20 protein-coding genes are annotated in these 19914 nt (G+C 67.7%); 11 read left to right on the top strand and 9 right to left on the bottom strand.

Annotation, left to right across the window (positions count from 1 at the left end; all coding sequences use genetic code 11):
• The first annotated feature begins 57 nt into the window (after positions 1-57).
• The 4 genes from ACPXCG_RS03480 to ACPXCG_RS03495 all read left to right on the top strand — a co-directional run bounded on the left by ACPXCG_RS03480 (position 58) and on the right by ACPXCG_RS03495 (position 4298).
• A complete protein-coding gene (locus tag ACPXCG_RS03480; protein ID WP_425789098.1) occupies positions 58-798 on the top strand; it encodes a (Fe-S)-binding protein in 741 nt (246 codons plus the stop codon).
• Positions 795-2315, top strand: coding sequence for a LutB/LldF family L-lactate oxidation iron-sulfur protein (locus ACPXCG_RS03485; RefSeq protein ID WP_425789100.1), 1521 nt, complete (start codon positions 795-797; stop codon positions 2313-2315). The genes ACPXCG_RS03480 and ACPXCG_RS03485 overlap by 4 nt, the downstream gene beginning before the upstream one ends.
• Positions 2312-2950, top strand: coding sequence for a LutC/YkgG family protein (locus ACPXCG_RS03490; RefSeq protein WP_425789102.1), 639 nt, complete (start codon positions 2312-2314; stop codon positions 2948-2950). The genes ACPXCG_RS03485 and ACPXCG_RS03490 overlap by 4 nt, the downstream gene beginning before the upstream one ends.
• A 97-nt stretch (positions 2951-3047) precedes the next feature.
• Positions 3048-4298 (top strand): DUF222 domain-containing protein, encoded by a 1251-nt coding sequence (locus ACPXCG_RS03495; RefSeq protein ID WP_425789104.1) that lies wholly within the window; start codon positions 3048-3050, stop codon positions 4296-4298.
• A 193-nt stretch (positions 4299-4491) separates the two neighbouring features.
• Here ACPXCG_RS03495 and ACPXCG_RS03500 read toward each other — a convergent pair whose 3' ends face one another.
• Positions 4492-5373 carry an alpha/beta fold hydrolase gene (locus ACPXCG_RS03500; protein WP_425789106.1) on the bottom strand — a complete coding sequence of 294 codons (882 nt, stop codon included), beginning with the start codon at positions 5371-5373 and terminating at the stop codon, positions 4492-4494.
• 41 nt (positions 5374-5414) lie between these two features.
• Entirely contained in the window at positions 5415-6443 is a 1029-nt protein-coding gene (gene adhP / locus ACPXCG_RS03505) for an alcohol dehydrogenase AdhP (protein ID WP_425789107.1), read from the bottom strand.
• A gap of 87 nt (positions 6444-6530) precedes the next feature.
• On the opposite strand from adhP, the gene ACPXCG_RS03510 reads away from it, so the two are divergent.
• Positions 6531-7439 carry an alpha/beta fold hydrolase gene (locus tag ACPXCG_RS03510; protein ID WP_425789109.1) on the top strand — a complete coding sequence of 303 codons (909 nt, stop codon included), beginning with the start codon at positions 6531-6533 and terminating at the stop codon, positions 7437-7439.
• 15 nt (positions 7440-7454) lie between these two features.
• Here ACPXCG_RS03510 and ACPXCG_RS03515 read toward each other — a convergent pair whose 3' ends face one another.
• The 4 genes from ACPXCG_RS03515 to ACPXCG_RS03530 form a co-directional block, all read right to left on the bottom strand.
• Positions 7455-8393, bottom strand: coding sequence for a copper resistance D family protein (locus tag ACPXCG_RS03515; RefSeq protein ID WP_425789111.1), 939 nt, complete (start codon positions 8391-8393; stop codon positions 7455-7457).
• Positions 8394-8408: 15 nt separating this feature from the next.
• Positions 8409-8987, bottom strand: a complete 579-nt coding sequence (locus tag ACPXCG_RS03520; RefSeq protein WP_425789113.1) for a copper resistance CopC family protein — start codon at positions 8985-8987, stop codon at positions 8409-8411.
• Positions 8980-9762 carry a YcnI family protein gene (locus ACPXCG_RS03525; protein ID WP_425789115.1) on the bottom strand — a complete coding sequence of 261 codons (783 nt, stop codon included), beginning with the start codon at positions 9760-9762 and terminating at the stop codon, positions 8980-8982. The genes ACPXCG_RS03520 and ACPXCG_RS03525 overlap by 8 nt, the downstream gene beginning before the upstream one ends.
• A 146-nt stretch (positions 9763-9908) precedes the next feature.
• Positions 9909-10442: a YtxH domain-containing protein gene (locus tag ACPXCG_RS03530; RefSeq protein WP_425789117.1), complete on the bottom strand. Its 534-nt coding sequence runs from the start codon at positions 10440-10442 to the stop codon at positions 9909-9911.
• A 100-nt stretch (positions 10443-10542) separates the two neighbouring features.
• Between ACPXCG_RS03530 and ACPXCG_RS03535 the strand changes: the two genes are divergently transcribed.
• The gene (locus ACPXCG_RS03535; protein WP_425789119.1) at positions 10543-11352 is read left to right on the top strand and encodes a GNAT family N-acetyltransferase; all 810 of its coding nucleotides are present in this window, start codon (positions 10543-10545) and stop codon (positions 11350-11352) included.
• A 14-nt stretch (positions 11353-11366) separates the two neighbouring features.
• Here ACPXCG_RS03535 and ACPXCG_RS03540 read toward each other — a convergent pair whose 3' ends face one another.
• Together ACPXCG_RS03540 and ACPXCG_RS03545 are read right to left on the bottom strand one after the other, a co-directional pair.
• Complete coding sequence (locus ACPXCG_RS03540) at positions 11367-12110, bottom strand: GntR family transcriptional regulator (protein ID WP_425789121.1); 744 nt, start codon at positions 12108-12110, stop codon at positions 11367-11369.
• Between the two features lie 10 nt (positions 12111-12120).
• Complete coding sequence (locus ACPXCG_RS03545) at positions 12121-13272, bottom strand: acyl-CoA dehydrogenase family protein (RefSeq protein ID WP_425789123.1); 1152 nt, start codon at positions 13270-13272, stop codon at positions 12121-12123.
• A 175-nt stretch (positions 13273-13447) separates the two neighbouring features.
• On the opposite strand from ACPXCG_RS03545, the gene ACPXCG_RS03550 reads away from it, so the two are divergent.
• From ACPXCG_RS03550 to ACPXCG_RS03560, 3 genes are read left to right on the top strand one after another with little or no spacing between them, the layout of a single operon-like run.
• Positions 13448-14293 carry an HpcH/HpaI aldolase/citrate lyase family protein gene (locus ACPXCG_RS03550; protein WP_425789125.1) on the top strand — a complete coding sequence of 282 codons (846 nt, stop codon included), beginning with the start codon at positions 13448-13450 and terminating at the stop codon, positions 14291-14293.
• Positions 14290-15291: a MaoC family dehydratase gene (locus tag ACPXCG_RS03555; protein WP_425789127.1), complete on the top strand. Its 1002-nt coding sequence runs from the start codon at positions 14290-14292 to the stop codon at positions 15289-15291. The genes ACPXCG_RS03550 and ACPXCG_RS03555 overlap by 4 nt, the downstream gene beginning before the upstream one ends.
• Before the next feature lie 36 nt (positions 15292-15327).
• On the top strand, positions 15328-16476 hold the full coding sequence (locus tag ACPXCG_RS03560) for a CoA transferase (protein ID WP_425789129.1): 1149 nt from the start codon (positions 15328-15330) through the stop codon (positions 16474-16476).
• 218 nt (positions 16477-16694) lie between these two features.
• Here ACPXCG_RS03560 and ACPXCG_RS03565 read toward each other — a convergent pair whose 3' ends face one another.
• Positions 16695-17861 carry a CaiB/BaiF CoA transferase family protein gene (locus ACPXCG_RS03565; protein WP_425790477.1) on the bottom strand — a complete coding sequence of 389 codons (1167 nt, stop codon included), beginning with the start codon at positions 17859-17861 and terminating at the stop codon, positions 16695-16697.
• Between the two features lie 193 nt (positions 17862-18054).
• Here ACPXCG_RS03565 and ACPXCG_RS03570 point away from each other — a divergent pair, with 193 nt between their 5' ends.
• Together ACPXCG_RS03570 and ACPXCG_RS03575 are read left to right on the top strand one after the other, a co-directional pair.
• Positions 18055-19128 (top strand): MBL fold metallo-hydrolase, encoded by a 1074-nt coding sequence (locus tag ACPXCG_RS03570; protein WP_425789131.1) that lies wholly within the window; start codon positions 18055-18057, stop codon positions 19126-19128.
• Positions 19125-19886, top strand: a complete 762-nt coding sequence (locus tag ACPXCG_RS03575; protein ID WP_425789133.1) for a crotonase/enoyl-CoA hydratase family protein — start codon at positions 19125-19127, stop codon at positions 19884-19886. Before ACPXCG_RS03570 ends, ACPXCG_RS03575 begins: the two co-directional genes overlap by 4 nt.
• Positions 19887-19914: the final 28 nt, after the last annotated feature.

A 19914-nucleotide genomic window follows, 5' to 3' on the forward strand; every position in this document is an offset into this window, starting at 1 on the left:
TGGGACGCCTCTGCCGATCGGGCTGCGATCACCCGTCCAGAGGTGGATGATCCCACCATGAGGGTTGCGCTCTTCGCCACATGCTTCAACGACACGATGTGGCCCGACACCCCGAAGGCCACGGCGCTGCTGCTCGAGCGACTCGGGGTCGAGGTCGAGTTCCCCGTCGAGCAGACCTGCTGCGGGCAGATGTTCACCAACACCGGCTACGCCGATGAGGCCATCCCGGGTGTCCGTCAGTTCGTCGACGTCTTCGGCGGCTACGACGCGGTGGTCGCGCCATCGGGATCGTGCGTGGGGTCGGTGCGTCATCAGCATCCGTGGCTCGCGGACCGCGCAGGCGATCGTGGGTTGCGCTCGGCCGTCGACGTCCTGGTACCCAAGGTGGTCGAGCTGAGCGAGTTCCTCGTCGATGTCCTCGGCGTCACCGACGTCGGGGCGTACTTCCCACATCGCGTGACCTATCACCCGACATGCCATTCGCTGCGGATGCTGAGAGTCGGCGAGAAGCCGCTGCGACTCCTGCGAAGCGTCAAGGGGATCGATCTGGTCGAGTTGCCGGCAGCCGAGCAATGCTGCGGCTTCGGCGGCACGTTCGCGATGAAGAACGCCGATGTCTCGGTGGCGATGGGCTCCGACAAGACCGCCCACGTCAAAGAGACCGGCGCCGAAGTCCTGGTGGCGGGCGACAACTCGTGTCTCGCCCACATCGGCGGCCTGCTGTCACGGGAACGCTCCGGCATCCGCATGATGCACCTGGCCGAGATCCTGGCGTCGACCGAGGAGGAGCCGGCATGACGACCACCCACCCCGTTCCCGAGACCGGTCATCCACATGTCGGTGTGACTTCCACCTTCGTCGGCATGCCGAAGTTCCCGGTCGCCGCCCGCACCGAACTCGCCAACACCACCCAACGTCGAAATCTCGCCCACGCCACCGGCATCATCCGCGCCAAGCGTGCGAGCGTGGTCGGCGAGCTCGACAACTGGGAGGAACTCCGACGGGCCGCGGAGGCCATCAAGAACCGCACCCTGCGTCACCTCGACCACTACCTGGTGCAGTTCGAGGAGAAGGCCACCGCGGCCGGCGCGGTGGTGCACTGGGCCCGGGACGCCGAGGAGGCCAACCGGATCGTCGTCGACCTGGTCCGCCGGACCGGCGCCGACGAGGTGGTCAAGGTCAAGTCGATGGCCACTCAGGAGATCGAGCTCAACGAGGCGTTGCAGGCGGCGGGCATCGACGCCTGGGAGACCGACCTCGCCGAGTTGATCGTGCAACTCGGCGACGACTGGCCCAGTCACATCCTTGTCCCCGCCATCCACCGCAACCGCAGCGAGGTCCGTGAGATCTTCTTGCGACGCATGAAGGAGGTCGGACGACCGGCCCCCGACGACCTCACTGACGATCCGCGCCGCCTCGCCGAGGCGGCACGACTCCACCTGCGGGAGAAGTTCCTAAGGACAAAGGTCGGGATCAGCGGTGCCAACTTCGCGGTCGCCGACACCGGGAGTCTCGTGGTCGTCGAGTCCGAGGGCAACGGCCGGATGTGCCTCACCCTCCCCGAAACCTTGATCTCGGTGGTCGGTATCGAGAAGGTGCTGCCGAGTTGGTCCGACCTCGAGGTCTTTCTCCAGGTGCTGCCGCGGTCGAGCACCGGCGAACGGGAGAATCCGTACACATCGATCTGGACCGGCGTCACCCCGGGAGACGGTCCACAGAATGTGCACATCGTCCTGCTCGACAACAATCGGACCACCGTGCTGGCCGACGAGGTGGGCCGTGATGCGTTGCGGTGCATCCGCTGCTCGGCGTGCCTCAATGTGTGCCCGGTCTACGAGCGCGCAGGTGGCCACGCCTACGGCTCGGTCTACCCCGGCCCGATAGGCGCGATACTCACTCCGCAGCTACGCGGCACCGGCTCGGCTGTCGATCAGTCGCTGCCGTATGCGTCCAGCCTGTGCGGCGCCTGCTTCGACGCCTGTCCGGTGCGTATCGACATACCGGAACTGCTGGTGCACTTGCGGACCCGGGTCGTCGACGAACATCGCGGCGGACTCCCGACGGCGGAGGCCGCGGCGATGAAGGCGATGGCCTGGATGTTCGGCTCCCACAAGCGGCTGGAGGCCGCACAGAAGGCGGCGTCCTCGAGCAACCGACTCTTCCGGCGGCGCACCACGATCGGGTCGATTCCAGGACCGCTGGCCGGCTGGAGTTCGGCCCGCGACATCCCGGTACCACCGGCAGAGTCGTTCCGAGACTGGTGGAAACGCGAGCGCGGCCCCCGACACGACCGGGACGGCGAGGGCGGGAGATGAGTGCGCGCGACGAGATACTCGGACGAATCCGGACCGCACTCGACGACGTCAGCGATCCCCACGTGGACGAGACGCCCGTCGACTGGGCGTACGGGCAGACGGTGAGCACCGGTGACCTCGGCCTGATCGATCGCTTCGCCGAGCGGGTGGCCGACTACCGTGCAGTGGTCGAGCAGGTGTCGGCGGACGATCTCGGCGCTGCCGTGACCGCCGCACTGTCCGACGTCGACGGACCGATCTTGGCCGACGGCGATGTCCGGAGGCGGCTCGGTCTGGACCTGAACTGGCAAAACGATGACGGTCTGTCACCCGCCGAGCTCGATTCCGTGGGCGCCGTGGTGACAACCGCAACGGTCGGGATGGCCAACACCGGCACCATCGTCCTCGACCACGGACCGGGCCAGGGCCGACGCGCGGTGTCGTTGGTACCCGATGTCCACATATGCATCGTCGACGCCGATCAGGTGGTCGGCGATGTCCCCGAGGCGGTCGCCCGGCTCGTCGAGACCAGGGTCCACACGCATCCGCAGACGTGGATCAGTGGGCCGAGCGCCACCAGCGACATCGAACTCGATCGCGTGGAGGGCGTCCACGGACCCCGGACATTGCACGTGCTGATCGTGCGGAGCGTGTGACTCCTGTTCACTGACGTTCACTGAAGTGGCTGAATTTTCTTGCACTGCTGGCGAATTGGTCTTGTATTCGAATGTTTGTTCGACTACATTGGATGGCATGAGAACAGCGGGGGATCTCATCGGCATCGCCGATTCGCTCAGGGAATGCCACTTCGACGACTCGACCACGGGACGTGAAGCGTACGAGGCGATGAGGTCGGTCGTGACGTTGCGCAACCTGATCGATCATCGGGCCGCCGTGCTTGCGGGCATGCTCGATCGACTCGGCATCGCGAAGGATCACGGCCGATCGACACGAGAGTTGTTGATCGTCATGGGATTCGCACCCGCCGTCGCGGCGCGATTGCTACGCGCCTCGTCATCGATGGCCTCGTTGCCGACCCTGTGCGCGCACGCCCGAGACGGCGCGATCTCGGGAGAGCATGTCGATGCGATCGTCAAGGGCGTCAACCACATCGCCACCCGGTCCCCCGAGCCCGTCGACGACGAGGCACGCCATCGCCAGGTCACCGACCTCCTCGGCCAGTTCTTCTCTGGTGCCACACCCGCCGAGGTCACGGCACGCGCCCGGGTCATCGGCAATGAACTCGCCGCGCAGGTCGACGGCGGCCTTCCGGCCGCCGAGGACCGCTCGATCAACACCCTCGACCATCAGGTGACCGACGACGGCCGATTGCATGTTCTCGCCGAACTCGACGCCGAGGTCGGCGAGAAGCTCAGTTCCGCGATCGAGGAGCTGTCAGCTCCCAGGCCCGAACCCGACGGCTCACCCGACTCCCGCACCCCCGGCCGACGCCGCGCCGACGCCCTGGAGACCCTGCTCGACATCGCCGCCCGCGGCGGCGAGAACACATCCGCCCCGCGCACCCAGGTTCTGCTGACCGTCCCTGCCGACGCGCCGACACGAGCGTCATTGCAGTTCATGGGGTCCATCACCGAGGCCACGCTGCGCAGGTTGTCCTGCGACGCCACGGTGACCACCGTCCTCGTCGACGGCGAGCGGGTGCCGCTGGACATGAGCCGCGACAAGCGACTGTTCCCTGCCCACATCCGCAAGGCGCTTTACGTACGAGACCGATGCTGCGTCAAATGTGGTGCGCCGGCGAGTCGGACGCAAGCGCATCACATCAAGCACTGGGCAGATGACGGAGAGACATGCCTGGCCAACGGCTGCTTGCTCTGCCCGTCGTGCCACGCCGACGTACACCACAACGGGTGGGATGTGGTGATCGGCACAGACAGCCATCCATGGCTCATCCCGCCTGCCACGGTGGATCCCAGACGACGACCACTGCCCGCCTACAACCGACGCACGATGACCGTCGGCGACCTCCCGCTCGCCGCCTGACTCCAGCTGACCATTCACCCATGCACCCGGCGGCGCCCGGGACCGCAATCGAACCTTGACAAGTCAATAGTGTGAAACCGTAATGGCGCCAACCGGTGTCGCGTACCCGACGGCCCGTCCCGAAGCATCGGCGACTGGGTGCGCGGTAGGCGGTGCCGTGCCGCCACCCGGTGGCAGGCCACCGGCGAGACGCTCACGCCCCGATCGAGACCTCACTGACGGCGTCGACGGCCTCGGTGAACGGCGGGATGAAGAACTGTGCACCGAGGACGCAGCACGCATGTCCGCCATCGACCTCGAACCGCCGCGCTCCCGGGATCCCGTCGACGAGCAGTTGCTGACGTTCCGGCTCCACCACCCGGTCCCGGACGGAGACCACCACCGAGGTGGGCACATCGATCTCGTCGAGCCATGGGCGCGAGTCGAATTCACCGAGTCCGTCACCGAATTGCCCCATCTGCCCCAGCGGGGTGGAGAAGAACTGACGCATCGCCCACACCGCGGTGTGGGCGGAGGTGTCGTCGAGGCGTCGCGACGGTTTCGGCATGATCCGGCTCGTCGCGGTCAGCAGTCGTCCGGTCCGCTGGGCATTGGCCCGGTGCGCGGGGTCGCGGGTGCTGAAATAGGGCCCGGTCGAGCAGAGCACCAGTCCCGCGACGCGTTGTCGGTGTTGCCGCCACGTCAGCTGGGCGATGCCGCCACCCATCGAGAAGCCCGCCGCGATGAATTTGTCGATGCCGAGTGTGTCGGCCAGGGCCACCACATCGTCGGCGCAGTCCACCAGGTCGAAGCCATCCGAGCGGATGCCGCGACCGTGCCACCGCTGATCCATCGTGATGACTCGGTACCGCTGATTCAGTTCGGGGATCACCGGGTACCAACAGAGCAGTCCGGTGGTCAGAACCGAATGCAGCAGGAATACCGCGGGTGCGTCCTTCGGTCCGGAATCGGTGACGTAGGTCGGCCCGCGGCCGGGGAGATCGACACTCGTGCCGGGCGGGATGTCGCGGATCGGATACGGACGTAGGACGTGCCCGAATCCACGGGCGACACCACGGGCGAACTCAGAACTCACCCTCACGACGGTACGCGGTTCTCGATGAGAAATACCTGTGGTCAGCGGTAGTCGATCACGATCCGCCCTTCGATCTTGCCCTCCTCCATCCGGCGGAACACATCGTTGATGTCCTCGAGTCGCGTTGTCGCGATGGTCGGCTTCACCAGCCCCCGCACGTAGAAGTCGAGTGCCTCGGTCATGTCCTGCCGGGAACCGACGATCGAACCCCGGATCGTGAGTCCCTTCAGCACCACGTCGAAGATCGGCGCCGGGAAGTCGCCCGGTGGCAGTCCGACGAACACGATGGTCCCGCCGCGTCGCGCCATGCCGATCGCCTGCCCGAACGCCTGCGGGTGGACAGCGGTCACGAGCACGCCGTGTGCGCCGCCGGTCTGTTCGACGATCGCTTCGGCAACATCCACCTCGGCAGCGTTCACGGTGACCTCCGCGCCCAGTTCACGGGCCAGATCGAGCTTGTCGTCGCCGATGTCGACGGCGGCGACCCGCATACCCATCGCCGCCGCATACTGAACGGCGACATGGCCGAGACCTCCGATCCCGGAGATCACCATCCACTGGCCCGGCTTGGTCTCGGAGACCTTCAGACCCTTGTAGACCGTGACGCCTGCGCAGAGGATCGGTGCCACCTCGACCGGGTCCACACCATCGGGGATGCGGGCGGCGAACCGCTCGTCGACGAGCATGTGGGTGCCGAACGAGCCGTTGACCGAGTACCCGCCGTTCTGCTGTTTCTCGCACAGTGTCTCCCACCCGGTGCGGCAGTACTCGCATTGGCCACATGCCGACCAGAGCCACGCGTTGCCGACCTTGTCGCCGACCGCGATGTCGGTCACGCCCGGCCCCACCCCGACCACGGTGCCGTAGCCCTCATGGCCCGGGACGAACGGAGGTGCCGGCTTCACGGGCCAATCCCCGTGCGCGGCATGGAGGTCCGTGTGGCACACACCGGACGTCTCGAGCTTCACGAGCGCCTGCCCGTGACCGGGGACTGGCATCTCCACTTCCGAGATCGTCAGCGGGTCTCCGAAACCGGTCACCACGGCTGCCGTGAAAGTCTGATCTGTCATCGCGCATCACCTTTCGATCGAGATGTCTCCCCCAAACCTGTCGGGGTCACGTGACCCAAGACACAACTTACGTGGGATGCTGGACGAATGATGGACATCGACCGCCCCAAGATCGAGGGCTCCGTCGCGGTGGACGGAGGTCGACGGCGGATCGGGTTCGCCGAGTTCGGATCGGCCAACGGCCGCGCCATGTTCTGGTTGCACGGGACGCCGGGAGCACGCCGCCAGATCCCGACCGAGGCTCGCGCATTCGCGGCCGAGAACGGCATTCGGATCATCGGCCTCGATCGGCCTGGCGTCGGCTCCTCGACCCCGCACTCCTATGAGTCGGTGTCCGAGTTCGCCGCGGACCTGGGCGAGGTCGCCGATTCGCTGGGCATCCACGAGTTCGCCGTCATCGGCCTCTCCGGCGGCGGACCATATGCCCTCGGGGTGGCCCATGCCTTTCCCGATCGGGTCGTGACGGCCGGCATCCTCGGCGGCGTCGCGCCGACCGTCGGACCCGACGCGATCGAGGGCGGTGCGATGCGTCTGGCCCGCGCGGCCGCACCGGTCCTACGGGTGGCCGGTGCGCCGGTCGGCAAAGTGGTCAGTTCGGTGCTGAGTGTGGCGCGCCCGATCGCCGATCCAGCGATCTCCATCTACGGACGCCTGTCGCCGAAAGGCGATCGGGAGTTGTTGTCGCGCCCCGAGTTCCGGGCGATGTTCCTCGACGACCTGCTCCACGGCGGGTCCCAGCGAATGGAAGCGCCATTCTCCGACATCGTGGTCTTCTCGCAGGGCTGGGGCTTCCGGGTGGCCGACGTGACCGTGCCGGTGCGCTGGTGGCACGGCGACCGCGACCACATCATCCCCTACAGCCACGGCGAACACATGGTGTCACTCCTACCCGACGCAAAACTGTTCACGATGCACGGCGAGAGTCACCTGGGGGCGCTCGGGATGTCGGTCGACATCATCACCGAACTGCTGGCGGTCTGGGACCAACCCCGCTGACTCCGGCGCCGACCGTCAGGGCGCGGTGGTCGACAACCCGACCGCCAATCCCAGCACCACGGCCATCACCAGCAGCTCCCCCATCGCGAGTCGGATCGACGTGGTCTCCGATGACCGATGCCGGATGACCGCCGGCACCCACCGCCGACGATGTCGCGCGCCCAGCACCACGAGGGCGGCCGTGCCGGCCAGCTTGGCCAGCAGGATGCGCCCGTAGCCCGCGGCAACGAGCTCGCCGAGACCACCGACCTCCATGAGACCGGTGACCGCACCCGTCGCGGCGATGATCGCCACCGCCCACACCGCCCGTCGTGAGAAGACGGGCAGCGCCGTGGTCCACCCGGCCCGGCCGCGAATGGTGACGAGCATTGCCGCAAGACAGCCGCACCACCAGGCGGCGGCCAGGGCGTGGGCGCCGATCAGGACCGGTCCGACCGCGGTCTGACTCGGATGCCCGGTGATGGCGGCTGCCAGCAGTCCGATGGCCCCGAGCACCGCGTAGGCCGCGACCGGCGGATCCATCCGGCCGGTGAGCTGGACGGACGCCAGCGCGACCACCAGCACAGCCGCGATCAGTTCGACCACCTCGGGGGCCCCCTCACCGAGGGTGTCGGCGAACTGGCCGACGCTCACCGCCAGCGACGACTCGCCCGCCTGGTCTGCCGTGCGCATCCAGGCGGAGACGAGCGCCGCGACACACCAGACGCCACCCGCCACACCGATGACCCGTATCGACGGATGGAGCCCGAGCCCGGGCAGCGCACCCAGGCCGACCAGCAGGACGGCGGCGCCGACCGCAGCCGTGGACGGGACGGCTGCGGCCTCGGGCCCGGCAGGCGCGGCGAGGATCCAACAGAGACCAAGGCCGCTGAACATCGCAAGCAACGCACCCGGTAGCGCCAGATCGCGCATCCACGATCGCGACTCCGGGGTACGCCTGCCCGCAATGCCCACGTCAGTCCGTCGCGGTCACGACGACGACCGTCGAGAGGGCCGGCGCGTCAGCCACAGCATCACGCCGAGCCCACCCACCAGCACGACGACGGCGACGACGATGAAGGGCCACAACGGCGGACCGTCGCCGCCCCCGCCGGACGCGGTGTCGGCCGCCGGACCGGGAGTTCCGTTGCCTGCGGTGGTGAGCTGGAAGGTCCGCTTGCCCTCGACGGGGTGGCCGTCGGCGGACGTGACGCGGTAGTTGAGCGTGTAGGTCCCGGCCGGACCGAGTTCGCGCAACGCGACGCTCAGTCGCGGACCGCTCACCGTCGCCTTGCCGTCCTGCCAGTAGTGGTTGTCGGGACCCACCACGGTCAGCACGGCGAACGACTCTTGGATGGGTTCGTTGAAGGTGATGGTGACCTGCTGCGGGCCGGTCTGCACCGAGGCCCCGTTGGCCGGATCCGTCGACACCACCCGTGAGTGGGCCGACGCGATCGGCGCGGCCCAGGTACCGATCAGCCCGGTGATCAGCACACCGAGGACCACCGCGAGCACGGCCGACGGTGAACGACGACGGACAGCCGGGGCCACCATTTCTGGCCTACGCATCGTCACTGCGCTGCGCATCGTCACCGCTCTGCGCATCGTCACCGCGTCGCGCATCGTCACCGCCAGGTGTCGCGGCACCGCGTCGGCCGGAGCGGACCAGCGCGCCGATACCGAACACTGCGCCGAGCGCTCCGATCACCAGGCCGATACCGCCCAGCCACCGTGCGGTGCCGTCAGCCGAGGACGAGTCCGCATCCGACGCCGTCGAGGTCTCCGTGCCACCGCTCTGGTCTGCGCTGCCACCGTGATGGTCGGCACCTTCTTCGGCTGCCGGCAAGGTGAGAGTCGGCGCCGGATGTTCCGGCTCCTCCCCGTTCGCGCCCATGGGCTGTGACCAGTCCACCTTCTCGCCGTCGGCGTAGGTCTGCATGGCGGGTAGTGACACGCTCTCCTGCTCGGGGAACGGCCCGCCCGAGATGCGGAACTGGGCGAACTCGCCGACCGGGACCCCGGGCGTACCCGGCAGGGCGGTCCAGGTGATGGAGGTGACCTCCTCGGTGGAGGGGTCCTTGGCGACTGTCGCCTTCCATCCCGACATCACTTCGGGGCGGGCCGACTTCAGCTTGGGCAGGGTCACCGTCAGTGCAGTGGTCGCGGCGGTGTCGGATTCGTTGGGCACCACCAGGTTCACCACGCCGTAGCCCCCCTGACTCAGGGTCGGCGCGTTCGCGGTGACGTGCGCAGTGGCGGCGCCCACGCCGGCGCAGGTGGCCGCCGCCGCGATGGCGAGGGCCCCTGCAGGCAGGGCGAATCGTCGAATCAGTCTGTTACTCATAATTTTTGGTTCTTTCCAAGTCTCGGAGACACGCAGAAAGGCGTGTGATGATCGCCCCACGTGGGCCGGGCACGCTCAGAGATGTGCCGGCACGCGGAGATGCCACCGCGTCGCGGCGCGGGGTCGGACAGCGTTGGCGAATCGGGTCAGGGCAGTGCGGGCGGACCGCGGACCCCGACCCCTCCGACGACGACACCGGTATAGAGGTACGGCGCCACCCAGCGCACGGGCACGACTGGAGGAGACGCGGCGAACCGCGGCGGCGGGATCAGGCGCCGCATCGTCGAGGTGAGTGCCCGCAGCAGACCGGCCGCGGCCACGATGAGCCCGGCGCTCAGGGGGATGGCGATCAGGTGTGTGAGCAGCATCGGGAGGAGTGCGTCGTGGTGCATCGCCGACGACGGTGTTGCAACGGCCATCAACGACAGGTGCGACGCGATCTGGGCCAGCGTCAGAAGGCCGGCGGTGGACAGCGTGGCCGTGGTCGCCGACCGTCGTCGCTGACTGCCGAGTACCAGCGCAACAAGTGCGCCGATGCCCCCGCTGAGCAGCACTCCCGCCGAGCCCTGCACCGAGCCGCCTCCGAGACCGTGTGCAGCCACCGCGACCACCGGGACGACGACGCCCGCCGCGACGCGCGTCAGCGCATCCGGCGATCGATCAGGCGTCGCACGACCCATGACCGGTCATCCTAGTGCGCTGACCGGACCTCCTGAGCAGGGCACCGACGGTTGGCCGGACTCGCCCCGTGATCCGCGTCAACGATGACAGGATGAGGTCATGCCGCACACGTCGACCGCTGTCGAGATCCGCGAGCTGTCGTCCCCCACAGATCTCCAGCAGCTGACCCATGTGTTCGACGACGTGTGGCACCCCGACCCCGGCAATCGGCCGGTGAGCGTCGACATGCTCCGCGCCCTCTCGCACGCCGGGAACTATGTCGCCGGTGCGTATGTCGGCGACCGGCTGGCAGGCGGGAGCGTGGGCTTCTTCGCGGCGCCGGTCGGTCGATCACTGCACAGCCACATCACCGGGGTCTCCCGGGTCGGCCGCGGCCACAACGTCGGCCATGCACTCAAGATGCACCAGCGCGAGTGGGCCGTGGCGCGCGGCCTGCAGACCATCACCTGGACCTTCGATCCTCTCGTCGCGCGCAACGCCTATTTCAACCTCACCAAACTCGGTGCGGTACCGCTTGCCTACCACCGCGATTTCTATGGCGAGCTGGCGGACGAACTCGCCGGCGGGGACGAGAGCGATCGGCTGCTCGTCTCGTGGTCACTCGATTCATCGGCGCCCGAGGCACCCACAGACACCGCCGACGATCTACTCCGCGTCGGTGCGCGTCTCGGCATCGACGTCGTCGCCGACGAACCCCACCCGGTCACCGACATCGGTTCCGACTCGGTGGTGATCATTCCGGTCCCGCGCGACATCGAGGCGATGCGGCGCACACATGCGGTGGCCGCGGCACGGTGGCGAATCGCCCTGCGCGCCGCGCTCGCCCCGCTCCTCGGTCCTGCCGGAACCGAGCGCACGACCCGGTTCCTGCGGTCCGGCCACTACGTGGTGACTCCGGACGGAGACTGACCGCGCGCCACCGGTCAGCTGGTACTCCGCCGCAAGGTGACCCGATACGTGTAGTGCTCGGGCAGGAAGTGACTCACAGCCAACTCGACAGCGTTCCCGTCGTCATCGCTGTAGAGGCGGTCGACCCGCAGCATCGGGTGGCCCTCCGGACAATTCACCTGCTCGGCCACCGACGCATCCGCAGCAGCGACCGTGATGGACTGCGCGGCCTCCGCGATCGGACGGGCCAGATGGGGTTCGAGCAGACCGATCATGGTGTGCGCGCTCGTGGCCCCGGCCGCCACCTCCGGTCGTTCGATCACCGGTCGTGCCACCGACTCCGGCCACCACACCGTCGTCAGGACGAAGGGAACGCCATCGTGGAAGCGTCGGAAGACCATGCGGTACACCAGGTCGGTGTCCAGTCGCAGGCGACCGGCCGCGTCGAGATCGACCTGCCGTCGAGGGGCGGACACCACCTCCATGGTGGTGTCGTCCGACAAGTTCATCAGGTCTTCGATGGACCCTAGTTGCCGCAGGTATCGCCCATTGCCCTCGGTGGCAAAGGTCCCTCGGCCCGGGACCCGGTACACCGCACCCTCGGCGACCAGATCCTGGAACGCACGCCGCACCGTCTGTCGGCTCAGACCGAACTCGTCGGACAGCTCCGATTCGGTGGGTAACCGGACCCCGCCGCGGTAGCGGCCCTCCGCGATCCGCGCACGCAGCGTGCCGGCCAGTGCCCGATAGGCGGGCTCGGTCGTGTCGCGTGCGCTCATCGCGGAATCCTCAGATCCCGCCCCGGGCGACGAGCTGCCCCGCGATGACATTCCGCTGGATCTCGTTGGTGCCCTCGCCGACGATCATCAGCGGAGCGTCCCGGAAGTAGCGCTCGACGTCGAATTCGGTCGAGTAGCCGTAGCCGCCGTGGATGCGGACCGCGTTCAGCGCGATCTCCATGGCGATCTCGGAGGCGAAGAGCTTGGCCATGCCGGCTTCCATGTCGCAGCGTTCGCCGCGGTCGTACTGGTCGGCGGCGTGCCACGTCAACTGCCGCGCCGCAGTGAGCTTGGTGGCCATGTCGGCCAGATAGTTGCCGATGGACTGGTGCTTCCAGATGGGCTGACCGAACGATTCGCGCTGCTGGGCGTAGGCGAGTGAATCCTCGAGGGCCGCAGTGGCCACTCCCAGGGCACGGCAGGCGACCTGGATACGCCCGGTCTCCAGACCCTTCATCATCTGGCCGAAGCCCTTGCCCGGCTCGGTACCGAGAATCGCCGACCGGGAGATCCGGTAGTCGTCGAACGAGAGCTCACAGCTCTCCACGCCCTTGTATCCGAGCTTGGGCAGATCACGCGAGACCGTCAGTCCCGGGCCATGTTCGACCAGCACGATGGAGATGCCCCGGTGCCGCGGCTGCGCGGCCGGATCGGTCTTGCACAGCAACGCGATGAGACCCGAACGCCGCGCGTTGGAGATCCATGTCTTCGAACCGTTGATGACCAGGTCGTCGCCGTCGACCTCGGCCACCGTCGACATGTTCTGCAGATCCGACCCGCCGCCGGGTTCGGTGAGGGCCATGGTCGCCCGCATCTCGCCGGTCGCGAGCCGAGGCAGATAGTTCTGCTTCTGTTCGTCGGTGCCGAAATCGGTCAGCAGCTTCGCGACCACCGTGTGGCCGCCCATTGCGCCGGCCAGACTCATCCAGCCTCGGGCGAGCTCTTGGGTCACCCGGGCATAGCAGGGCATCGAGACCGGTGATCCGCCGAACTCCTCGGGAACCGCGAGACCGTAGATGCCGATCTGCTTCATCTGCTCGATCCACTTGTCCGGGTACTCGTTGGCGTGCTCGACCTCCTGCACCGATGGCTTGACGTCGCGGTCGACGAACGCACGCACCGTCTCGACAAGAAACGACTCTTCGGCATTCAGGTTGCTCATGAACCCACCTCACGCAACAGTAATACATTGATGACAATTTGTACGGCCATATTTACCGTTCGTTGTGACGGTGTCAAGGCCTGTCGCGCACTTCCGTTGCATCCGGGCGTCTGGTAAGAGTTCTTGGGACACCGATTTGGCCGCACATTTGGCCGTACCTGGGATAGAGGATTTCGTGCAGACACACAGACGCCGGGCCGTCCTGGTCGCGCCCGCCTCCGATGACCGGAAAGCACGCAAGGCACTCGCCTCCGACGCCGACGAGGTGATCCTCGACCTCGAGGACGCCGTCACGCCGGAGAACAAGGTCACTGCCCGCGACGCCGCCGCTGCACTCGTCGCCGAATTCGGTGGCAAGCGGCCGGTGTCGATCCGCATCAACGCATTCGGGACCGACTGGGTCGAGGCGGATCTGTCCGCCTGCGCCACGATGGGATCGTCGCTTGCATCGGCGGTACTCCCCAAAGCGGAGTCGGCCAGGCAACTCGCGGACGCCGATCGCCTCCTCGGCGACTCGCCCGCTCGCCTCCAGATCCTCGTCGAGACCCCGGTCGGCATCCGCGACATCGCCGACATCTGCCGTGGGTCCGATCGGCTCGCCGCGGTCATCATCGGATACGCGGATCTTGCTGCAACGCTGGGACGTTCGTCGACCGCACCGCAACTCGTCTGGCACCCGGTCCAGGAGACCGTGCTGACGGCCGCACGTGCCGCGGGTATCTCGGTGATCGACGGACCACACCTCACCATCGCCGACGATGATGCGTTCCGGAACGCGAAGACCTGGGTCCGGGACCTCGGCTTCGACGGCACCTGGGTGATCCATCCCGCCCAGATCGATTCGGCGAAAGCGATTTTCACTCCGGACCCCGACGTGGTCGCCGACGCGCGACGGGTCCTCGCCGCGCTGGACGAGGCCGCTGCCCGCGGCGACGGTGCCGCTGCCCTCGACGGACGGATGCTCGACGAGGCCCTCGCCGTCTCGGCCCGCCGCATCCTCGCCAAGGCGGACCCCGCATGACCGGCGCGACGATCCCGGTCGGTGGCCCCTACTTCGACGAGCTCGCCATCGGGCAGGTCTTCGACGACGCACCGTCGGTGACCATCACATCGGGAATGGCGGCGGCCCACCAAGCCATCGTCGGCAACCGAATGCGCCTCGCCCTCGACGTCTCGCTGGCCGGACAGATCACCGGACGCGACCGCGCGATCGCTCACCCCGGACTGGTCTGCGACCTGGCGATCGGGCAGTCCACGCTGGCGACCCATCACGTCAAGGCCAACCTTTTCTATCGCGGCCTGCGATTCCTGCGCCATCCGCACCTCGGCGACACCCTGAGCACCACGACCGAAGTGGTCGGGCTGCGGGAGAACTCGTCGAAACCCGGCCGTGCCCCGACTGGGCTGGCCGCGCTGCACATCATCACCACCGATCAGCACGGTGCCGTGGTGCTCGACTTCTACCGGTGCGCGATGCTGCCCCTGAGTGAATCGCCGGACCCAGAACGCGTCCGTGCCTCCGATGACCTGTCCGCCATCGGCACCGACCGCTCCACAGAGGCCGTCATCCCGGACTGGGACCTCCCCGCGTACCGGGAGTCCGTTCGCGGACAACACTTCTCTCCCGACCTGGCCGGTCATGTCTACGCGTCGAGCGGCGACGTCGTGTCGAGCGCGCCGGAGCTCGCCCGCCTCACTCTCAACATCGCGGCGACGCACCACGACGAGCGCGTCGGCGCGGCCGGTCGTCTGGTCTATGGCGGACACACGATCGGAGTGGCTCTCGCCCAGGCCAATCGAGCCCTGCCGAACCTGGTCACCGTGCTGGGGTGGAAGTCGTGCGACCACACCGGACCGGTTCGAGAAGGTGACACGCTCACCAGCGAACTGACTGTCGAACAGGCAGCCGCCCTCGACGGCGGGGGCGGACATCTCGACCTGCGGTCGGTGGTCGTCGCACACGACGGCGACGGCTCACGCCCCGTCCTGGACTGGCGTTTCCACGCCCTCATGGCGTAACCCCTCATGGCATGAGTCCTCCGAAGGAGCAGCATCGTGACCACCCCTGACAAACCCCTCGCCGGCCTCCGCATCGTCGAGGTGTCGAGTTTCGTCGCGTCGCCGCTGGCGGGACTGACGCTCTCGCAACTCGGCGCCGAGGTGATCCGGATCGATCCGATCGGCGGTGCGGCCGACGTGCACCGCTGGCCGGTCACCGACAGCGGTGAGTCGATCTACTGGACCGGACTCAACAAGGGCAAACGGTCGATCACCGCGGATCTGCGCAGCGAAGCGGGACAGTCGCTGGTGCAGCACCTGGTGGCCGATCCCGTCACGGGGGGCGGCATCCTGTTGACCAACTCGGCCGGACGGTCGTGGATGAGCCACGAGACCCTCTCTGCGCTGCGACCCGATGTCATCACCTGCGAGATCCTGGGACGCACCGACGGCACGCCCGGTGTCGACTACACCGTCAACGCCGGCCTCGGGTTCCCGATGATCACCGGACCGGTCGCGAACGCCGGCAACGTCAACCATGTGCTGCCGGCGTGGGACATGGCGTGTGGATTGTATGCAGCCCTGGCCATCTCGGCCGCGGTCCGTCGACGCGAACAGAGCGGCATCGGCGCGCACATCACGTTGCCGCTCGAGGATACGGCCCTCTCGATCGCCAGCACGCTCGGTTACCTGACCGAACCGCAGGTCAACGGCCGGGGACGGGTGGGCACCGGAAACGACGTCTACGGCACGTACGGAACCGATTTCGTCGCCGCGGACGGCGCCCGGTTCATGATCGTGGCGCTCACGCCGCGCCATTTCCGCGACCTCGTCGGGCTGACCGAGGTGGGCGACGCCGTCGAGGCGGTGGAGAAGGCCCTCGGCGCCGACTTCCGCAGGGAGGCCGACCGCTTCACCCATCGGGCGGTGCTCACCGCACTGTTCGAGCCGTGGTTCGCGCGTCACAGCAGTGCGGAGGTCACTGCGGCGCTTGGCGGATCATCGGTGCTCTGGGAGCGTTACCGAAGTTTCGAGGAGGTCGTGGCGGCGGGAGTGCTGGCAACCAACCCGATGTTCGCCGAACTCGACCAGCCGAGGATCGGGACGTTTCTCGCCGCAGGTCATCCGGCCGCCTTCGACGGCGAGCACTACTTCACCGGCCCCGCCCCGGAACTGGGCGCTGACAACCCACCGCCGGTCGAGTAGCCACGCATTCGCCCCCACCGCCGGTCGAGTAGCCACGCATTCGCCCCCACCGCCGGTCGAGTAGCCGCGAGCGTAGCGAGTGGCGTATCGAGACCACCCGAGCGACAGGTGATCTCGATACGGCTCCTCGCTACGCTCGTCACCTACTCGATCAGCGGGAAGAATCGACGCGGCTCGTCCCTTCCCGATCTGCGGCAAGGCACCGAACGACCCGTCCCCTACTCGATCAGCGGAGGCGGGTCGGTCTCGTCGCGAGCCAGTTCGGCGAGGATCGCCTCGGTGTGCTGGCCGAGGGAGGGCACCGCACCCATCGGCAGCTCGACGTCGCCGAACGTCATCGGGGGCAGCAGCGCCCGGATCGGTCCGGCCTCGGTGTCCACGTCGCGCCACCGATCCCGTCCGGACAACTGTGGGTGCGCCACCACGCCGTCGAGCTCACGGATCTCGGCGGCGGGAATACCTGCTGCAGCGAGCTTTTCATCGAGGTCGACGGTGGTGAACCGCTTGGTCTCCGCCGCAACCGCCGCGTCGACGTCCGCTCTCGCAGCGACCCGGCCGATGTTGGTGGCGTATCGGGGATCGGCGGCGAGGTCCGGGCGTCCGAGTACCTCGCCGGCGAGGACCTGCCAGCCGCGGTCATTCTGCACCCCGATGAGGATCTCGCCGTCACTGGTCGGATAGCGGTCGTACGGAACGATCGCCGCGTGCCCCACGCCGGACCGTGCGATCTGACGGTCGCCGTAGAGCCGCATGTACATCGGATGCCCCATCCATTCGACCGTTGCGTCGAACATCGACACCGAGACCGCAGCCCCCGTACCGGTGGCCCCGCGCCGCACCAGTGCACCGAGGATCGAGGTCAAGGCGTACATACCGGCAGCGATGTCGGACGTCGGGATACCGGTCTTGGCCGCCTCGTCGACGGTGCCGGTGACGGAGATCAGGCCCGCTTCCGCCTGCACCAGCATGTCGTAGGCCTTGCGCTCCCGGTACGGACCGGCGTTGCCGTACCCCGACATGTCGACGACGATCAGTTCCGGATGGTCGGCGCGCAGTTCGTCGGCACCGAACCCCAGTCGCGCCGCGGCACCGGGTGCCAGATTCTGGAGGAACACGTCGGCACGGGCGATCAGCCGGTGCAGCGCGTCGCGCCCCGACGACGACTTGAGGTCCAGGGTCAGTGACTCCTTGCCACGGTTGAGCCAGACGAAATGGGATGCGAGGCCGTGCACGGCGTCGTCGTAGTTCCGCGCGAAGTCGCCCTCCCCCATCCGTTCCACCTTGATCACGCGGGCACCCATGTCGGCGAGGTGTCGGGTCGCGAGCGGTGCCGCGACGGCCTGCTCGAGCGCGACGACGGTGATCCCGGCCAGCGGCAGGGGCATCTGATCGGCATCCACCGGGCAACCATCACCTGCCGACCCGCGGGTCGTCAACGGCGCACATCTCCCGCCGCCATAGGTAGTTCCTCATCGTGTCTGAGTCGGACCCACTTTGAACATGACGAACACCTCATGATCCGATGGAAGTTGATCGCCGCAACCGTTTGGATCATCGGCGTCATCATCTGGAGGTGAAATGACCACGATCGAGGTCACCGGCCATCGTCAGCGTGAGGCATGGGCCGAGAAGGTGCTGCCCCCGGTCGAGGAGGTTCGGCCCGGCCTGTGGTCGATCCCGGTCCCGATGCCGTCGAACCCGCTGCGCTACGTACTCATCTACGCACTCGCCCTGCCCGACGGTATCGCCCTGATCGACACCGGATGGAACACCGACGAATCGTGGCGTGCCCTTGTCGATGGTCTACACGCCACCGGCCACGATGTGGCCGACGTCCGGCACGTCTCCATCACCCACTTGCACCCCGATCACTTCGGCTTGGTGCCGCGGCTGCTCGAGCACGTCGATCCGGTGCTCGCGATGCACCACAACGATGCGCGCCACCTGCACCATGTCACCGAGGCGGAGATCGAGCGACAGATCGAAGGCGCACAGCGGGATCTCGAGATCCACGGCGCGCCTACCGACGTCGTGGACACCGGATTCCGTGAGATCGCCCGCCTGCCGGACGGTCGCACCATGGATGTCGAACTCGACAATGGCGACCCACTGAATCTGCCCGGATGGAATGTGCGGGCGCTGTGGACCCCGGGACACACCGCCGGTCACCTCTGCTTCGTCGACGAGGACGCCGGGGTCATCTTCACCGGCGACCATCTGTTGCCGCGGATCAGCCCGAACGTCTCGACGAATCGGTTCCAGTCGCACAACCCGCTGTCGGAGTACCTCATCTCATTGGCCAACACCGAGCACCTGCCCGACCTCGAGGCGCTGCCCTCCCACGAGTATCGGTTCCGTGGACTCGCCGACCGGGTCACACATCTTCTCGCACACCATGAGGAACGACTCGACGAGATCACGGCGGCGGTGGCCGCCGAGCCCCAGTCCACGGCCTGGGACATCACCCGCTCGGTGACCTGGTCGCGACCGTTCGAGCAGCTGTCGGTTCCGCTGAGCCGGATGGCACTGGGTGAGACCAACGCACACCTGGTCGTGTTGCAGCAGCGAGGCATCCTGAGCCCGACCGAGGGTGTCCCCATCCGGTGGTCACTGACCACACCGTCCGCCGCAGTTGAGGAGAGTTCCCGATGACCGCAGTTCTCACCGAGTTCGCCGACGGCGTCGCCGTCATCACCATCAACCGACCCGAGGCCAAGAACGCGGTGAACCGTGAGGTGGCCGAGGGCATCGCGGCCGCCGTGGACGAGATGGACTCGCGCGACGACATCACCATCGGCATCCTCACCGGTGCGGGCGGTACCTTCTGCGCCGGCATGGACCTCAAGGGCTTCACCCGTGGCGAGAACGTGAACATCGAGGGCAAGGGGTTCGCCGGACTCGTCGAGTCGCCCCCGGCGAAGCCGTTGATCGCAGCCATCGAGGGTTGGGCGCTGGCCGGTGGTTGCGAGCTCGCCTTGAGCGCAGACCTCATCGTCGCCGCGCGGGACGCGAAATTCGGTATCCCCGAGGTCAAGCGCGGCCTGGCGGCCGCGGCCGGGGGTCTGCAGCGGCTGCCGAAGATCCTCCCTTACCAGCTCGCGATGGAGATGGCCCTCACCGGCGATCCGATGACCGCCGAGCGCGCCCACCAGTTCGGCATGGTCAACCGGCTGGCCGAGCCCGGCGAGGCGCTGACCGTCGCGCGAGAACTCGCCGCGACCGTCGCCGCCAACGGTCCGCTCGCCGTGCGGGCGACCAAGCAGGTGGTCGCCATGTCCATCGACTACACCGACGCCGATCTCTTCAAGGCACAGTGGAAGCACCTCGGGCAGGTCTTCACCTCCGCGGACGCACAGGAGGGTGCGCGCGCATTCGCCGAGAAGCGGGCACCCAACTGGACGGGAAAGTGATCCCGGCGGTCACCGGCGCCCGCCGGTG

Origin of the sequence: Gordonia sp. DT218 (assembly GCF_049847105.1) — a bacterium.
GTDB lineage: Bacteria > Actinomycetota > Actinomycetes > Mycobacteriales > Mycobacteriaceae > Gordonia.

Excerpts from the sequence above, each read along its gene's own strand:
- ACPXCG_RS03570 (WP_425789131.1), top strand. The coding sequence starts at position 18,055 with ATGACCACGATCGAGGTCACCGGCCATCGTCAGCGTGAGGCATGGGCC.
- ACPXCG_RS03545 (WP_425789123.1), bottom strand. The coding sequence starts at position 13,272 with ATGAGCAACCTGAATGCCGAAGAGTCGTTTCTTGTCGAGACGGTGCGT.
- ACPXCG_RS03495 (WP_425789104.1), top strand. The coding sequence starts at position 3,048 with ATGAGAACAGCGGGGGATCTCATCGGCATCGCCGATTCGCTCAGGGAA.
- ACPXCG_RS03530 (WP_425789117.1), bottom strand. The coding sequence starts at position 10,442 with ATGGGTCGTGCGACGCCTGATCGATCGCCGGATGCGCTGACGCGCGTC.
- ACPXCG_RS03485 (WP_425789100.1), top strand. The coding sequence starts at position 795 with ATGACGACCACCCACCCCGTTCCCGAGACCGGTCATCCACATGTCGGT.
- ACPXCG_RS03525 (WP_425789115.1), bottom strand. The coding sequence starts at position 9,762 with ATGAGTAACAGACTGATTCGACGATTCGCCCTGCCTGCAGGGGCCCTC.
- ACPXCG_RS03555 (WP_425789127.1), top strand. The coding sequence starts at position 14,290 with ATGACCGGCGCGACGATCCCGGTCGGTGGCCCCTACTTCGACGAGCTC.
- ACPXCG_RS03510 (WP_425789109.1), top strand. The coding sequence starts at position 6,531 with ATGATGGACATCGACCGCCCCAAGATCGAGGGCTCCGTCGCGGTGGAC.
- adhP (WP_425789107.1), bottom strand. The coding sequence starts at position 6,443 with ATGACAGATCAGACTTTCACGGCAGCCGTGGTGACCGGTTTCGGAGAC.
- ACPXCG_RS03540 (WP_425789121.1), bottom strand. The coding sequence starts at position 12,110 with ATGAGCGCACGCGACACGACCGAGCCCGCCTATCGGGCACTGGCCGGC.
- ACPXCG_RS03535 (WP_425789119.1), top strand. The coding sequence starts at position 10,543 with ATGCCGCACACGTCGACCGCTGTCGAGATCCGCGAGCTGTCGTCCCCC.
- ACPXCG_RS03520 (WP_425789113.1), bottom strand. The coding sequence starts at position 8,987 with ATGCGTAGGCCAGAAATGGTGGCCCCGGCTGTCCGTCGTCGTTCACCG.
- ACPXCG_RS03480 (WP_425789098.1), top strand. The coding sequence starts at position 58 with ATGAGGGTTGCGCTCTTCGCCACATGCTTCAACGACACGATGTGGCCC.
- ACPXCG_RS03575 (WP_425789133.1), top strand. The coding sequence starts at position 19,125 with ATGACCGCAGTTCTCACCGAGTTCGCCGACGGCGTCGCCGTCATCACC.
- ACPXCG_RS03565 (WP_425790477.1), bottom strand. The coding sequence starts at position 17,861 with ATGCCCCTGCCGCTGGCCGGGATCACCGTCGTCGCGCTCGAGCAGGCC.
- ACPXCG_RS03490 (WP_425789102.1), top strand. The coding sequence starts at position 2,312 with ATGAGTGCGCGCGACGAGATACTCGGACGAATCCGGACCGCACTCGAC.